Below are 15,897 nucleotides of genomic sequence, written 5' to 3'. Positions count from 1 at the left end.
TGACCTGCCTGAGCTTCCCAATAATCCCCAGCGAACCAATGGGTGCGCTTCAGATTCCCGGAAATCTCATTCAGGCCAAGCACTTGCACTCTCCATCCAACAGAAACTCACTGATTCAGGGTAACGACAGCCGAATCCCGAAATTGCCGGTGGATTTGGGTCTAACCCAGCAACTCCAGTTCCCGCTTCTCCAGCATCAGCATGCGGTCACGAAGCTCAGCCGCTTTTTCGAATTCAAGATCGGCGGCAGCGGTCAGCATTTCCTGCTTGAGCTGCTTGATCTTCCTGCGCAGTTGCCGCGGATCGTTGCCGTAGCTCGCCAGTTCCTCGGCGGCCAGGGCCGGAGCGGAACCATCCTGGGCGGCGATATCTTCGAGAATGCTGCGCATGCCCTTTTTCACCGACTGCGGGGTGATGCCGTGTTCCTCATTGTAGGCCAGCTGGGCGGTGCGGCGACGTTCGGTCTCGTCGATGCAGGCGCGCATCGAACGGGTGACGGTGTCGGCATACATGATCACCCGGCCGTCGACGTTGCGCGCGGCACGGCCGCAGGTCTGGATCAGCGAGCGAGCCGAGCGCAGAAAGCCTTCTTTGTCGGCATCAAGGATGGCGACCAGGGCGACTTCGGGAATATCGAGACCTTCGCGCAGCAGATTGATGCCGATCAGCACGTCGAACTGCCCCTCGCGCAGATCACGGATGATCTGCATCCGTTCCACGGTCTTGATGTCGGAATGGAGGTAGCGCACGCGGATGCCGAGTTCGTCGAGGTAGCCGGTCAGATCTTCGGCCATGCGCTTGGTCAGGGTGGTTGCCAGGATGCGGTAGCCCTGTTCGACGGTCGTCCTTATCTCAGCGATCAGGTCGTCGACCTGTTCGCGGGCCGATCGCACCTCGATCGGCGGGTCGACCAGCCCGGTGGGGCGGACGATCTGTTCGACCACCACCCCTTGAGCCTGCTCCAGTTCGTAATCGGCCGGCGTGGCCGAGACATAGACGGTCTGAATGCCCTTGGCCTCGAACTCGCTGAACATCAGCGGCCGGTTGTCGAGCGCCGAGGGCAGGCGGAAGCCGTAGTTGACCAGGGTTTCCTTGCGTGAACGATCGCCGCGGTACATGGCGCCGACCTGGCTGACCGAAACATGCGACTCGTCGATGAACATCAGCGCATCGTCGGGAAAGTAATCGAACAGGGTCGCCGGGGCGGTACCCGCCTCACGGCCGTCGAGGTAGCGGGAATAGTTCTCGATCCCCTGGCAGTAGCCCATCTCCTCCATCATCTCGATGTCGAACAGGGTGCGCTGCTCGATGCGCTGCGCCTCCAGCAGCTGGTTGTTGGCGCGGAAGAACTGGATGCGCTCCTGCAGTTCATCCTGGATCAGCTTGATCGCCTTCTCGAGGGTCGGCCGGGTGGCGACATAGTGGCTGGCGGGAAAGATGGCGGTCTGCTGGAGACGGTCGATGACCTGACCGCGCAGGGGGTCGATCTCGCTGATCGCCTCGACCTCGTCGCCGAAGAACTCGATCCGCAGCGCCCGCTCCTCCTCGTAGGCGGGAAAGACCTCGACCACGTCGCCGCGCACCCGGAAGGAGCCGCGATGGAAATCGACATCGTTGCGCTGGTACTGGGTCTCGACCAGTTTCTTCAGCAGCTCGTTGCGGTCCAGTTCCATCCCCTCTTCGAGCCGCACCAGCATGCCGTAGTAGGCCTCCGGCGAGCCGAGCCCGTAAATGCAGGAGACCGAAGCGACAATCAGCACGTCGCGACGGGTCAGCAGCGAACGGGTGGCGCTGTGGCGCAGCTTGTCGATCTCCTCGTTGATCGCCGAATCCTTCTCGATGAAGGTATCAGTGACCGGCACGTAGGCCTCCGGCTGGTAGTAGTCGTAATAGGACACGAAATACTCGACGGCATTTTTCGGAAACAACTCCTTGAACTCGCCGTAGAGCTGCGCCGCCAGGGTCTTGTTGTGGGCCAGCACCAGGGTCGGCCGCTGCACCTCGGCGACCACGTTGGCCATGGTGAAGGTCTTGCCCGAGCCGGTGACGCCGAGCAGCACCTGGTGCCGGTCGCCGCGTGCAAGCCCGGCGACCAGCTCGTCGATCGCCTGCGGCTGATCGCCGCACGGCTGATAGTCGGATATCAGTTCGAATTTCGCCATAATGTGATCATTTAACCACAACCGGGCGGGTTGCGTCAGCAATGGTGAACGGGGAATGTTCCGGCGAGCGGGAAGCTATCTGGCTGGAATCCGTGGCACGGAGACAAAAACCACTAACAAGGAAAAACCGACTTCAGGAGGGGGACATGACAGACCACGCACACAGGCCATCCGGGAGACAATTCGCTGGCCGTTTTTTTCTGATAATGTTCCCGGGCGGTCGGACCTGCTGATTCAGACATTTTTACTTTTGGAATTACAGCGCTGTCGACTCTGTTAACATTAGTGTGATAGACGGGTCTGGACATTGTATCAGCAAGTCCCTCCCTGGTTTTGCACTGGAACAGGGCGCACGGGCGGGCGGTTTTTTCAACCGGACCGGCAAGATCAGGCAGCAACCGTCGCGGGGGGATACCTGATTCAGGGGCTACTCAATCTGCAAACCGGAATAGCGGCCGAATTCTATGAGCTTACTCTTTTTCTACCTGTCGCTGGCGCTGTTGGTGTCTTTTCTGTGTTCGGTGCTCGAGGCTGTGCTGTTTTCCATAACACCATCCCATATCGCATCAATGGATGACAACTCCCCGGTGAAGGGGCTCCTTGGGGAGTTGAAAAACGATATCGACACCTCCATATCGTCCATCCTGATTCTGAACACGATTGCTCATACCATGGGGGCTGCAGGGGTCGGCGCCGAAGCGGTGCGGATTTTCGGTGTTCAGTGGCAAAGCCTGATCGCGATCATCCTGACTTTGCTGATCCTGTATTTTTCGGAAATCATTCCCAAGACCATTGGTGCGACCTACTGGCGGCAGCTGGCCAGGCCTACAGCTTATATCGTCAAGTTCCTGACCCGCATCTTGTTGCCGCTGTTGTGGGTTTCCCGTCTCATTACCCGGCACATCCAGCAACCCACCGACAGCGCTCCGACCCGGGAGGAAATTGCCGCGATGGCGGAAATGAGCGAAGAGAGTGGGATTCTCGCCGAAGAGGAAAGTCAGTTGATTGAAAACCTGCTGCAGCTGAAACAGGTCAAGGTCAAGGACATTCTCACGCCCCGCAGCGTGGTTTTTGCCTTGGATGGCGCTGAAACAATCAAGAATGCATTGGCGCATGATGACCTTTACATCTTTTCGCGCATCCCCGTTTTTGAACACACGCCTGACAATATTACCGGGTTGGTCTTTGCCAGAACGATTCTCAAGGCCGCGTCCCAGAACAGGAAGCTGAACCAGCCTCTGAAGGAGATCATGACGCCCATTCACCGGGTTCCGAAAGATACGCCGGTGTTTCATCTTATGGATCAGTTCATCAGGCGCAAGGAACACCTCTTTCTGGTGCATGATTCCTATCTTCAGTATTCCGGCATAGTGACCCTGGAAGATGCGCTGGAAACGTTGCTGGGGCGGGAAATTGTCGATGAGGCCGACAAAGTGGCAGACATGCAGCAGTATGCGCTGGAAAAAGCCGCCATCTGGAAGCAGCAGCTGAAGAAACGGCGGGCGGAAACCGATGGACGGGAACCGGCTGACCGGGACAGGTCAGGGGGCGGCAATAGGGTAGAATAAAGAGCCGGTTCTTTTCACCACAGGCGCAGCTTATCGTTTCCGGCCCCTTCGTCTGCCGGTGCCTAAATAGCCAGACCATAGTTTCTGTCCCCGACCTTCCCTCAATCAGGCCGGCCACCCAGCACCGCCCAGGCCCAGCTGCTGCGCTGACGGATGATTTCCAGAATGCCGTTCATCGTCTCTTCGCAGGCGTATCGGTCAGTGAATTGCCCGGCAAGGGCTCCAGCGTTTTTTTCGATGGCCCGGGTCAGCTTTTCGAGTTCGGCAAAAATGGCGCGAGGGGCTATTTCCAAGTCCCGGGCCAACCGTTCCCAGTGGCGTCGACGCAGGCGCTCCGGGCGGCGCTCCCCACCGAGGCGCAGGGCCAGCCGCCGGTCAAGGGGAGGATAAACGGCAGTGCAGAGCAGGTCATAGAAGGGGGCCAGGCGGATACGACCGTCGCCACGATAAAGCAGGGCGATATTTTTGCCGTGAGCATCCGCGTTGCCGATCAGGAAATTGAATCCTATCCAGCGCAGCATCTGACGCCCGTCTGCAGCCGGGGCCGAGCTGTGACGCTGCAGCAACCGCCAGATTGCGGCGGTCGACGGCCCGCCATTCTCCTCATACTTGAGGTTGGCCTCGACACCGAGCGCCTGGCAGAAATCTTCCTGGTGAAGCCGCTCGATCCGGTTCTGGACGCGACAGCGGTCGAACCGCTCGACCAGATAATAGATCTGGTCGCGCACCTCCCCGATCTGTGCAGCGGGAACCGCCAGCCCCAACCGGCCTGCCAGCTGCATGCAGAAGACTTCATTTTCCACCGTATGCGGCAGATCGATGACGGCGCGAATCCGGGGCTTGAGAATATGGCTGGTCGCCTGACGGCCGGTGGCCAGGTGGATGCCGGAATCGTCGACATAAACCGGCACCTTGTTCTGCGCCCCGGCCAGAGACAGGCGGACACCCCGATCCTCTCCCAGCCAGGCCGGGGAAGGCTCGTCGGTGACAAGGTGGTAAAGCGCGTCTTCATCAAGCCGTCGGTAGTCCCCTTCCTCCGGCATGCGCCCCGGTTCCAGCAGGCTGACCGCTCCGGCGCACTCACCCCCCAGATCGACCAGCAGACCGAAAACATCGCCCGTACTGCGCCCCAGGCGCCGGGCGATGAGATTGAGAAAATCCCCCTCCGGCAACAGGTTGCCGAACCAGCTGCGGGCTTCAGCATCGTCAAACGGGGCTTCGCGCAGGGGCAGAGACAGCGACAGAGGATGGGCTGCGGGATCATCCAGCCAGTTGCGATGGTAACCAAACGACAGCCGGCCACGGTCACGGTTCAAACGCCCGACGAGACGATCCTTCAGATAGACCTGCAACTGTTCCATGGTTTACTCCCGCCAGTCTCTGGATGTACGGGGCTGGATAGACAGCGACAGGCCGAGGCCGGACAGCAGCCGGAACACCTTGCCGATTTCCGCTGTCGGTTTCCCACGCTCAATCTCTCCGATCAGCCGTGGCCCCACGCCGACCAGGGCAGAAAGCTCTTCCTGGGTCACCCCCTGTTCCTTGCGCGCCTGGCGGATCACCACTCCCAGTTGTTCAAGACCATCAATCTTCCCGTACGATATTTTTTCGGCAACCATGGGCCCTCCGCGAACACAAATCTTCCTTTTCGGTAAGATTATCGTCAGGCACCCCAAAAGACAAGCTCTTTCTTACCGAACGGGAATGGCGGGCAGACAGGGCCGGGAATTCTTGAAATTAATTGTGTCCCGCAAAATGCTCGGGAAAAGAAAAAGGAAACCATCCGCCTTCCTCCTCCTTTTTCCTTGAGCCCCGTGGCCGTGCATGCTAGACAGAATTCAGTCCAGGCAAACAAAAGTTACCTTTCCACCATATCCCTTTTCGCCAAGGAGCCCTGTCATGTCCACATTGATCGAACGCACCGCCTCCGCCTATACCTATCCCCTGCTGATCAAGAACCTCTTCAACGCCCCGGTGGTCGACAACCCGGAGCAGGAGATCGTCTACCGCGAACTGCGCCGCCACGACTACCGTGCCTTCCGCCGGCGAGTCTGCCAACTGGCCGGCGCCCTGCAGCGACTCGGCATCAAGGCGGGGGACACGGTGGCGGTGATGGATTACGACAGCCACCGCTACCTGGAGTGTTTTTTTGCCGTGCCGATGCTCGGCGCGGTGCTGCACACGGTCAATGTTCGCCTGTCACCGGAGCAGATTCTCTACACCATCGACCACGCCGAAGACGACCTGCTGCTGATTCATGCCGACTTCCTGCCGATTCTCGAAGCAATCAAGGGCCGCATCGACACGGTGAAAAACTACATTCTGCTGCAAGATGAGGACTCCGCACCCGCTTCAACCGTCGCCTTTGCCGGCGAATACGAAGCCTTGCTGGAAGAGAGCCCTACGACGTTCGATTTCCCCGAATTCGACGAAAACACCCGTGCCACCACCTTCTATACCACCGGCACCACCGGCATGCCCAAGGGTGTCTATTTCAGCCACCGCCAGCTGGTGCTGCACACCCTCGGGGTACTGGCCGCTCTGGGAACCCCGACCAGCCAGGGACGCTTCCACCAGGGAGATGTCTACATGCCGATCACGCCGATGTTCCATGTCCACGCCTGGGGCTTCCCCTATCTCGCCACCGCCCTCGGTATCAAACAGGTCTATCCCGGACGTTACGCGCCCGACACCCTGCTGGAGCTGATCAAGGACGAGGGTGTCACTCTCTCCCACTGCGTGCCGACCATTCTGCACATGCTGCTCAGTCACCCGAAAATCGACACCATCGACCTGAGCGGCTGGAAGGTGCTGATCGGCGGGGCCGCCCTGCCGCAGGCAATGTGCCGCGCCGCCCTGGATCGCGGCATCGACATCTTTGCCGGTTACGGCATGTCGGAAACCTGCCCGGTGCTGACCGTTGCCCATATCGGTGAAGAGGACCTGTCGGCCGACGATGAGGTCGAGATCCGCTGCAAAACCGGGCGGCCGATACCGCTGGTCGATCTGCGGGTGGTCGATGAAGAGTTACGGGATGTTCCCGCGGACGGCGAGTCGGTCGGTGAGATCGTTGTCCGCGCCCCCTGGCTGACCCAGGGTTACCTGAAGGATCACCGCAACTCCGAGACCCTCTGGCGCGGCGGTTACCTGCACACCGGCGATGTCGCCGGCATGGACCGGAAACGCTACGTTAAAATCACCGACCGGATCAAGGACGTGATCAAGGTCGGCGGCGAATGGCTTTCGTCGCTGGAGGTGGAGGATATTCTCGGCCAGCACCCGGCCGTCGCCGAGGTGGCGGTGATCGGCATCGTCGATGACAAGTGGGGTGAGCGACCGCTGGCGCTGGTGGTTCCGAAAGGGGACGCGGTCCCGGACGAGAAATCACTGGTCGGCCTGGTCCGGGAGTTCATCGACAAGGGGATGATGTCGAAACAGGCGCTGCTGCTCAAGGTGCGGCTGGTGGAGGAGATCGACAAGACCAGTGTCGGCAAGATCAACAAGCGGGTGCTGCGGGAGAAGTACGGGCAGTAGGCTTTGGGCCGCCAAGACGCCAGGAGCGCCAAGAAAACCTTTTTCAACGGAGAGTCGCAGAGAGGGAGAGTACGCAGAAAAAACAAAAGGCTGTTTTTGGTTTTCTCTCCATCTCAGCCCCTCTCCGCCTCTGCGTTAATAAGGTTTTTGACCTTCTTGGCGCCTTGGCGGCCCCAAAAAATAAAAAGCCCCCGAACCGGTTCCCGGTTGCGGGGGCTTCGTGTTTTTCTGAACGAACCCGACTTATTTGACCTTCCAGCTCGTCCCGTCCTTGGAGTCGAGCAGCTCGATCCCCTGCGCGGCGAGGGCGTCGCGAATCTGGTCGGCGCGGGCGAAGTCGCGGTTCTGCCGCGCCGCCCGGCGTTCCTCGATCAACTCCTCGATCGCCTCGGCGCTCAGTCCCGCGCCTTGCAGCCCGGCGCTCTTCTGCCCTTCCAGCCAGGCAACCGGGTCGGAACCGAACAGACCGAGTACGCCGCCGAGTTCGCGCAGCTTTTTCGCGCCGTCCTCGATCACCCGCAGCGACAGGTTGCACTCATCGAAACGCGCTTCACCGATCAGCCGGTTGATGCCGCGCACCGCTTCGAACAGGTGGCCGATGGCGGCGGCAGTGTTGAAGTCATCGTCCATCGCCGCGGCAAACAGATCCTCCAGGTTCTCGATCCGGTCGTAGATCTCCCGCTCGGCGTCACTGATCTCCGGGCAGACGGGCCGCTCGGGCAACGGGTGGCTGCGCAGGGTTTCATCCGCCGCCTTGAGAGCCTCGTAGAAACGGCTCAGGCCGGCCTTCGCCTCCTTGAGGTTCTGGTCGGAGAAGTCGATCGGCGAACGGTAGTGGGCGGTGAGGATGAAGAAACGCAGCACCTCGGGATCGTAGCTCTTGAGAATGTCGCGGATAGTGAAGAAGTTGCCGAGGGATTTCGACATCTTCTCCTGGTCGACATTGACGAAGCCGTTGTGCAGCCAGTAGTTGACGAATGGTTTGCCGCTCGCCCCTTCCGACTGGGCGATCTCGTTCTCGTGGTGGGGGAAGATCAGGTCACGGCCGCCGCCGTGGATGTCGAAGGTCTCGCCGAGCAGCGAGGAGCTCATCGCCGAGCATTCGATGTGCCAGCCCGGCCGCCCCGCGCCCCAGGGGGATTCCCAGCTCGGCTCACCCGGCTTGGCCGCTTTCCAGAGGGCGAAATCCATCGGATCTTCCTTCTGCTCCCCCGGGGCGATGCGCGCTCCGGCCTGCATCTCCTCCATATTGCGCTTGGAGAGCTTCAGGTAACCGGGGAATTTCCGCACCCGGTAGTAGACGTCGCCGCCGGCCTCATAGGCGAGACCTTTGGAAATCAGCTTCTCGCAGATGGCGATGATCTCGGCGATATAGTCGGTCGCCTTCGGCTGATGGGTCGGCAGCGCCAGGCCGAGGGTCGCCATATCCTCGTCGAAGGCACGGATGAACTCCTCGGAGAGCTCCCTGCTGGAGATGCCCCGCTCGTTGGCGCGCTTGATGATCTTGTCGTCGACGTCGGTGTAGTTGCGCACGTAGGTGACATCATAGCCGGCATACTGCAGGTAGCGGTAGATGATGTCGAAGACGATATTGGCGCGGGCGTGGCCGATATGGCAATAGTCGTAAACCGTGACGCCGCAGACGTACATCCGCACCTTGCCCGGCTCGATCGGTTTGAACTCTTCCTTCTTCCCGCTGAGGGTATTGTAAACACGCAGACTCATTGGAACGCTCCTGAAATTTTTTGGGCCACCCGCTCACTGCGTTCGCTCAAGACACCAAGAACACCAAGAACACCCGAAAATCTTTTTGGTTTTGTCCTTCTTGGTGCTCTTGGCGTCTTGGTGGCTGTCTTTTAAGCCTTTTGACTATTTCTTCACCTTCGCCCAGCTGTCACGCAGGGTCGCGGTACGGTTGAAGACCGGGGCGCCGGGCTTTGAGTCGATCGCGTCGGCGGTGAAGTAGCCGGTGCGTTCGAACTGTACGGTTTCTCCCGGGGCGATATCGAGCAGTGCCGGTTCAACCCAGGCGCGGGTTTCGTGCAGTGACTCGGGGTTGAGGCAATCGCGGAAGTCGCCGGCCTTGTCCGGATTTTCTTCCCGGAACAGGCGGTCGTAGATCCGCACCGGCAGCTGCCGGCCATGGACAGCCGAAACCCAGTGGATGGTGCCCTTGATTTTGCGGCCGTCGGCAGGATTGGCGCCGAAGGTCTCGGGGTCGCAACTGCAGCGCAGTTCGATCACCTCGCCGGCATCATCCTTGATCACCTCGTCGCACCTGATCACGCAGGCGTTGCGCAGCCGCACCTCGCGGCCGGGGGCGAGACGGAAGAACTTGCGCGGCGCGTCCTCCATGAAATCGTCCCGCTCGACGTAGATCTCACGGGTCAGCAGCAGTTCACGCTCACCGCGCTCCGGCTGCTGCGGGTGGTTGGCGCCGCGACAGGCCATTTCCGGCTGCGGCAGGTTGGTAATCGTCACCTTGAGCGGTTTGAGGACCGCCATCCGCCGCAGGGCGGATTCATTGAGCACCTCGCGGACACAGTCTTCCAGCACTGACAGATCGATCCAGGCGTCCGCCTTGCCGACCCCGATGCGCTCGCAGAAATTACGGATTGCCGCCGCCGGGTAGCCGCGCCGGCGCATCCCGGAGATGGTCGGCATGCGTGGATCATCCCAGCCGGCGACCAGGCCCTCCTCGACCAGCTGCAGCAGCTTGCGCTTGCTCATCACCGTATAGGAGAGGTTGAGCCGGGCGAACTCGATCTGCTGCGGGGCATGGATGCCGAGCTGGGCGATGAACCAGTCGTAAAGGGGCCGATGGGCCTCGAACTCAAGGGTGCAGATCGAATGGGTGATCCCCTCGATGGAGTCCTCCTGACCGTGGGCGAAGTCGTACATCGGGTAGATACACCAGCTGTCGCCGGTGCGGTGATGTTCGGCATGCAGAATCCGGTACATCGCCGGGTCGCGCAGGTTGAGATTGGGCGAGGCCATGTCGATCTTCGCCCGCAGGATGTGGGCTCCGTCCGGAAACTCGCCCTGCTTCATCCGCTCGAACAGATCAAGATTCTCCTCCACACTGCGGTTCCGGTAGGGGCTGTCGACGCCGGGCTCGGTCAGGGTGCCGCGATTGGCGCGCATCTGCTCGGCGCTCTGGCTGTCGACGTAGGCCTTGCCGTCCTTGATCAACTGCACCGCCCAGGCGTAGAGCTGGTCGAAGTAGTCGGAGGCGAAGTAGAGATGCTCGCCCCAGTCGAAACCGAGCCAGGCGACGTCCCGCTTGATCGCCTCGACGTACTCATCCTCCTCTTTGGCCGGATTGGTGTCGTCGAAGCGCAGGTGGCAGCGACCGCCGTAGCTCTCGGCCAGGCCGAAATTGAGACAGATGCTCTTGGCGTGGCCGATATGCAGGTAACCGTTCGGCTCCGGCGGGAAGCGGGTCACCACCTCAGTGCGCCTGCCGTCGGCGAGGTCGGCATCGATGATGTTGCGGATGAAATTGCTCGGTGTCGTGATTGCTTCGCTCATAATCAGTTTTTATCCTAAAACCTTTGAATCTCACCACAGAGTCACAGAGAACACAGAGGTGAACCCCAAACACCTAAACCTCTCTTTACAGAAGTCTCTTTGTGTCCTCGGCGCCACTGTGGTGAAAACGGGTTGTTGCCGAGTTCTTCGTTTCTGCGTAAACCACACTACGGAGTCACAGAGAGCACAGACGCGAACCCGCAAAAACATGAAGGACGAATATCCCAACCCGTCTTATAGATTCTCTTTGTGTCCTCTGTGACTCTGTGGTGGAAATTGCTTGCCTTCGTGGTTGCTTCTATCCGTTTTCAAACATCCAGCTCGGCGCTGATGTCGACATTCTTCAGCAGCACCACGGCATGGGCGGCAATCCCCTCGCCGCGGCCGGTGAAACCGAGTTCCTCGGTGGTGGTGGCCTTGATGTTGACCTGGCGGACATCGATCCCGCAGGCACCGGCGATATTCTCGACCATGGCGCGAATGTGCGGCGCCATCTTCGGCTGCTGGGCGATGATGGTGGCGTCGATGTTGCCGATCCGGTAGCCCCGGCCTTCGGCGACGCGCACCGATTCGGCCAGCAGCTTGCGGCTGTCGATGCCGGCGTAATCCGGATCGCTGTCGGGAAAGTGACGGCCGATATCTCCTTCGGCGACCGCGCCGAGAACCGCGTCGCAGATGGCGTGCAGCAGCACATCGGCATCGGAGTGGCCAAGCAGGCCGAGGCGATAAGGGATTTCGACCCCTCCGATCACCAGTCGACGGCCTGAAACCAGGCGGTGAACATCATAACCATGGCCAATACGCATCATGGCCTGTTCCCTCCTCTGTCCATCAGGGCTTCGGCGACCAGCAGGTCCTCCGGAGTGGTGATTTTCAGATTGCGATAATCGCCTTCCACCATCGCCACCGGACGCCCCAGGCGTTCCACCAGCGAGGCATCGTCAGTCCCGGCGAAGCCCTCTGTCAGAGCCTTTTCATGGGCCTCGGCGATGACGGCAAAGGGAAAGGCCTGCGGTGTCTGTGTCAGCCACAGATCACTGCGCGGCGGCGTTTCCGTGACCCGTCCAGCGGCGACCCGCTTGACGGTATCCTTGACCGGCACCCCAAGAACCGCGGCACCGGTTGTCTCTGCTGCGTCAATCAGTTCCGGCAGATGGCCCGGGTCAAACAACGGCCGGACGCCATCATGGATGAGGACGATATCATCAGCGGCGGCACCACTTGCCCGCAACCCGTTGCGGACCGAATCCTGACGTTCGGCACCGCCGTCAACCAGCGGGCGCAGTTTGGAATAACGGCCGGAGGCAAGAACCTGGCGACGACAGAGATCCTGCTCCTGCCGCGGCACGACCAGGATAATCGCATCGACCAGGGAGCTGGACTGGAAAATATCCAGGGTGTGGGCGAGGATCGGACGACCGGCGAGCGTCAGAAACTGCTTGCTGACATCGGCCCCCATCCGCCGACCGATACCGGCGGCCGGAATCAACGCCAGAACTGCCATCTTTCCAACTCCGCTCGTGTCATCTACGGTTCAACCTGAACCTGGTGAAGGATTCGCTGATTGAGGAGACCCTGAATCCGTGAGTTCCTGTTGGAAGGCGAGTGCTGTCCGCCGACAAGGCACTCACTGATTCAGGGTAAATAAAAAAGACCGGGCGCAACGGCCCGGCCTCGTGCAGTATCTGCCGGCAGCGATTCAGTTGAGCAGCATGCTCTCGACTCGCTGGGCGATCTTTTCCTCGGCCTTGCCCTCGGCGAGAGCGATCTCGGAAACCAGCAGCTTGCGCGCCAGTTCCAGAACCTTCTTTTCGCCGTAGGAGAGTTCCTTGTCTTCCTTGATCAGGTAGAGTTCGCGCAGTACCTCGGCAACTTCCATCAGGTCGCCCGACTTGATCTTCTCGTTGTATTCACGCTGCCGGCGGCTCCAGGACGCCACCCCCCCCGACATGTCCGCCTTGTCTTCAAGCAGCTCATAGACAGTGGCCACCTGTTTCTTGTTGACCAGGCGCCGCAGACCGACCTGGGAAACATTGCCCACCGGAACCATGATGGTCATGTCGCTGTCAACGATGCGCAGGACGTAAAATTTGTTTTCTACTCCGGAGAATTCGCGGGACTCAATTGCTTCAATGACACCCACGCCCTGGGACGGGTAAACCGCTCGATCGCCGATTTTGAACTCATTTGTTTTTTGCATTTTTCCAGTTTAACACAGGCTGTTTTTGAAGTCAATTCTGAAAGGCTTTAGAAACAGGGACTTAGGGATTTGGTCTGGCTCGAAAAAGGGCCGTTGTGCTAGGATTCGGCTGGCACATCCCGCCGTTGACGAACCGGGGTTTATTTTAGCGAGCCCTCACGCTTTTTGCAAGTCGACGATCCCCGCGAGACGCGCCCGGATCCTGAACTGACAAGCCTCCAACCGCCCAGGAGCGATCATGTCCCGCCTGTGTCCCGCCACCCTGTTGCTGCTGTTGATGGTCGCCGCTCCGGCCTTTGCCGCCACCGGCCTGCCGCAACTCGATTTTGCCGATTCCCTCTATGCCGAGGGCGATTACTACCGCGCCATCACCGAATACAAACGCTTCCTTTTCCAGCATCCACAAGCGGACGAAGGGGCCCACGCCCGGTTGCGCATTGCCCGCGCCTTTCTGGCCGGGGACCGCTGGGAGCAGGCGGAAGAACAGCTGCAGCAGCTGCAGAAGAACTGGCCGACCAGCCCCGAGGCCCTCCGCGGGGCTCTGCTCTACGCCGAGATCCCCTTTCGCCGGGGACTTTATACCCAGGCCCGACAACGCTACCGGCTGCTGGGCGAACTGCATCCGGAGCAGGCTCCTTCGGCCCGATACCGGGTTGCCTGGACCTTTATTGAACAACAGGATTATTCCGCCGCCGGGAACGAACTCTCCCGCCTGGCCCAGCCACAGGCCGCGGAACTGGCGGCCGATCTCGACCTGCTGCGGCAGCTGGAGGAAAAATCCCCTCTCCTGGCCGGCAGCCTGTCGGCCCTGCTGCCTGGCGCCGGGCAGCTCTATGTCGGCCGGACTCGTGACGCCGGCATCTCCTTCGCGCTCAACGCCGCCTTTATTCTTGCCGCCATCGAGGCATTCGACAACGACAACCAGGTTCTCGGCGGCATCCTGGTCTTTTTCGAACTGGGCTGGTATTCGGGCAACATCTACAATGCCGTCAACGGCGCCCACAAGTCCAACCGCGACCAACGCCTGGACACCCTGCAGCGGTTGCGCGACCGCCACGGTCTCGACCTGGAACTGGGCCGCAAGACAGCCATGCTGAAATGGCGGACCCGCTTCTGATCCATCACGACCCGACCTGGAGGAGTCCTGCCATGAAGATTGCCGTCGTCGGTTCCGGTGCCCTCGGCCTCTACTACGGGGCCATGCTGCAGCGCGCCGGAGAGGATCTGCACTTTCTGCTGCGGCGTGATTATGAAGCCCTCCGTCGGGACGGACTGATTGTGCGTTCCGTCCATGGGGATTTCCATCTGCCGCAAATCCGGGGCTATCGCGACAGCCGCGAAATCGGCCCGGTCGACCTGGTGCTGGTCGGCCTGAAGACCTTCGCCAACCCGGTACTGGTCGATCTGGTCCGCCCGCTGCTCGGGCCGCGGACGGCCATTCTCACCCTGCAGAACGGGCTCGGCAACGAGGAACTGCTGGCGACCGCCTTCGGCGCCGAACGGATCCTCGGCGGCGTGGCTTTTCTCTGTTCCAACCGGGGTGAACCGGGAGAGGTGCTGCACCTCGGCGAGGGCCGCATCCGCCTAGGGGAATTCGCCGCCGGGTTGACGCCGCGGGCCAAAGAACTGGCCGAGCGGTTCTGCGCAGCCGGCATCCCCTGCGAGGCGGTTGCCGATCTGCTGCGCTGCCGCTGGGAAAAGCTGGTCTGGAATATCCCCTTCAACGGCCTCTGCGCCCTGACCGGGCGGGATGTGACCGAACTTCTGGCGCATGCCGGCAGCCGCGCCCTGGTCGAAAAGATGATGACGGAAGTGGTCGCCGCCGCCAACCGCCAAGGGCTGCGCGAGACGATTGACGGACCGGCATTTATCGGCCAACTGCTGACGATGACCGGGCAGATGGACCATTACCGGCCGAGCATGATGATTGACCGTCAGCAGCAGCGGCCGCTGGAACTGGCGGCGATCTACGCGGAACCCCTGAAACGGGCGGCGGCGGTGGGCGCGGAGATGCCCCAGGTCGCCATGCTGCACGCTCTGCTCGACCTGGGGGAGGAAGACTTTGCGGGGTGAGGGCAACGCCGCAGAGGGAGGTTTTTGCCCGGCCGGTTACTGGTGAAAAGGGCTGAGGACGATAGGGCCGACATCCAGAATCTGCCCCGCTTCAACCCTGGGACAGCCGGCTTTCCCCCGCCCGAGGACCCCGTAGGGCTCACCCGGCTGCGGCTGGCCGCGGGTTTTGAGCCGAGCGGCGATACAGTAGTGTCCCGGCCGGCTGACGAAGAGAGTGAAGCGTCCCCGCTCGGTCGCCGGTGTGGAGGTGAAATCGGGCATCCGCCGCAGGTCGGCGTCACGGTAGGCGAGGGCGAAAGCTCCGGCCAGCGGTTGCCCCTGGGCATCGACCAGGGTTCCGGAAAAGCCGGTATCGCCGCTGACCAGGCTGCCCTGACGCAACAACGTCGGGCTGACAACCTTCTGCAGAATGAAATCGACCCGTTCGACGGACCCCGCCTGCAACCGCACCGGGTTGCGCTGGTAAGGCGCCCAGGCGTCTCCACGTCGCGGCGGTCCGCTGTCGGCTCGCCCCTGGCGCAGGCGGGCCACCAGCCAGTAATTTCCTTCGGTCAGATCGAGCAGGTAGCTGCCGTCCGCATCCACCCGGGCGGCAAAATCGGCCGGGCCGCGCAGCCCGGTGCGGTCACTGCGGTAGGCATAAACCCAGGCCCCGGCCGCCGGCTTGCCGCCGGCATCAACCACCCGGCCGGCAACACCGGTCACCATCGCGTCGCCCTCGGCTTCCGCCGGGGAAACCGATGCCGAAGGCGGAACGCATCCGCAGAGGATGACGAACAGCAGTCCGCAGAGCAACAGCGACAGACGTTGGGTGCAGAAGGGTCGCATG

13 protein-coding genes are annotated in these 15,897 nt (G+C 61.1%); 4 read left to right on the top strand and 9 right to left on the bottom strand.

Translation table 11 applies throughout. The annotated features are described in order from the left end of the window. Positions 1–161: 161 nt before the first annotated feature. On the bottom strand, positions 162–2,162 hold the full coding sequence (gene uvrB / locus B5V00_RS12700; protein ID WP_085011178.1) for an excinuclease ABC subunit UvrB: 2,001 nt from the start codon (positions 2,160–2,162) through the stop codon (positions 162–164). 464 nt (positions 2,163–2,626) lie between these two features. Between uvrB and B5V00_RS12695 the strand changes: the two genes are divergently transcribed. Then, positions 2,627–3,730 (top strand): CNNM domain-containing protein, encoded by a 1,104-nt coding sequence (locus tag B5V00_RS12695; protein ID WP_085011177.1) that lies wholly within the window; start codon positions 2,627–2,629, stop codon positions 3,728–3,730. Between the two features lie 101 nt (positions 3,731–3,831). Here the strand turns inward: B5V00_RS12695 and B5V00_RS12690 are convergent, their stop codons facing one another. Next, entirely contained in the window at positions 3,832–5,091 is a 1,260-nt protein-coding gene (locus B5V00_RS12690) for a type II toxin-antitoxin system HipA family toxin (protein WP_085011176.1), read from the bottom strand. 3 nt (positions 5,092–5,094) lie between these two features. Then, positions 5,095–5,349, bottom strand: coding sequence for a type II toxin-antitoxin system Y4mF family antitoxin (locus tag B5V00_RS12685; protein WP_085011175.1), 255 nt, complete (start codon positions 5,347–5,349; stop codon positions 5,095–5,097). A gap of 280 nt (positions 5,350–5,629) precedes the next feature. Here B5V00_RS12685 and B5V00_RS12680 point away from each other — a divergent pair, with 280 nt between their 5' ends. Beyond that, complete coding sequence (locus tag B5V00_RS12680) at positions 5,630–7,264, top strand: fatty acid--CoA ligase (RefSeq protein ID WP_085011174.1); 1,635 nt, start codon at positions 5,630–5,632, stop codon at positions 7,262–7,264. 243 nt (positions 7,265–7,507) lie between these two features. Here the strand turns inward: B5V00_RS12680 and cysS are convergent, their stop codons facing one another. The 5 genes from cysS to B5V00_RS12655 all read right to left on the bottom strand — a co-directional run bounded on the left by cysS (position 7,508) and on the right by B5V00_RS12655 (position 12,995). After that, complete coding sequence (gene cysS / locus B5V00_RS12675; protein WP_085011173.1) at positions 7,508–8,989, bottom strand: cysteine--tRNA ligase; 1,482 nt, start codon at positions 8,987–8,989, stop codon at positions 7,508–7,510. Between the two features lie 144 nt (positions 8,990–9,133). After that, positions 9,134–10,795, bottom strand: a complete 1,662-nt coding sequence (locus B5V00_RS12670; protein ID WP_085011172.1) for a glutamine--tRNA ligase/YqeY domain fusion protein — start codon at positions 10,793–10,795, stop codon at positions 9,134–9,136. Between the two features lie 308 nt (positions 10,796–11,103). After that, positions 11,104–11,601 carry a 2-C-methyl-D-erythritol 2,4-cyclodiphosphate synthase gene (gene ispF / locus B5V00_RS12665; RefSeq protein WP_085011195.1) on the bottom strand — a complete coding sequence of 166 codons (498 nt, stop codon included), beginning with the start codon at positions 11,599–11,601 and terminating at the stop codon, positions 11,104–11,106. Next, on the bottom strand, positions 11,601–12,299 hold the full coding sequence (ispD, locus tag B5V00_RS12660) for a 2-C-methyl-D-erythritol 4-phosphate cytidylyltransferase (RefSeq protein ID WP_085011171.1): 699 nt from the start codon (positions 12,297–12,299) through the stop codon (positions 11,601–11,603). Before ispD ends, ispF begins: the two co-directional genes overlap by 1 nt. Before the next feature lie 195 nt (positions 12,300–12,494). Beyond that, complete coding sequence (locus B5V00_RS12655) at positions 12,495–12,995, bottom strand: CarD family transcriptional regulator (protein WP_085011170.1); 501 nt, start codon at positions 12,993–12,995, stop codon at positions 12,495–12,497. A gap of 238 nt (positions 12,996–13,233) precedes the next feature. Here B5V00_RS12655 and B5V00_RS12650 point away from each other — a divergent pair, with 238 nt between their 5' ends. Both B5V00_RS12650 and B5V00_RS12645 read left to right on the top strand, forming a co-directional pair. Next, positions 13,234–14,112 carry a tetratricopeptide repeat protein gene (locus B5V00_RS12650; protein WP_085011169.1) on the top strand — a complete coding sequence of 293 codons (879 nt, stop codon included), beginning with the start codon at positions 13,234–13,236 and terminating at the stop codon, positions 14,110–14,112. A gap of 32 nt (positions 14,113–14,144) precedes the next feature. Continuing rightward, positions 14,145–15,068 carry a putative 2-dehydropantoate 2-reductase gene (locus B5V00_RS12645; RefSeq protein WP_085011168.1) on the top strand — a complete coding sequence of 308 codons (924 nt, stop codon included), beginning with the start codon at positions 14,145–14,147 and terminating at the stop codon, positions 15,066–15,068. Positions 15,069–15,104: 36 nt separating this feature from the next. On the opposite strand, the gene B5V00_RS12640 is transcribed toward B5V00_RS12645, so the two are convergent. Then, positions 15,105–15,896, bottom strand: a complete 792-nt coding sequence (locus tag B5V00_RS12640) for a carboxypeptidase-like regulatory domain-containing protein (protein WP_085011167.1) — start codon at positions 15,894–15,896, stop codon at positions 15,105–15,107. Between the last annotated feature and the right edge of the window lies 1 nt (position 15,897).

This window comes from Geothermobacter hydrogeniphilus, assembly GCF_002093115.1.
In the GTDB taxonomy this organism is placed as follows: domain Bacteria; phylum Desulfobacterota; class Desulfuromonadia; order Desulfuromonadales; family Geothermobacteraceae; genus Geothermobacter_A; species Geothermobacter_A hydrogeniphilus.
This window is presented reverse-complemented; position numbering and strand designations above follow the sequence as displayed.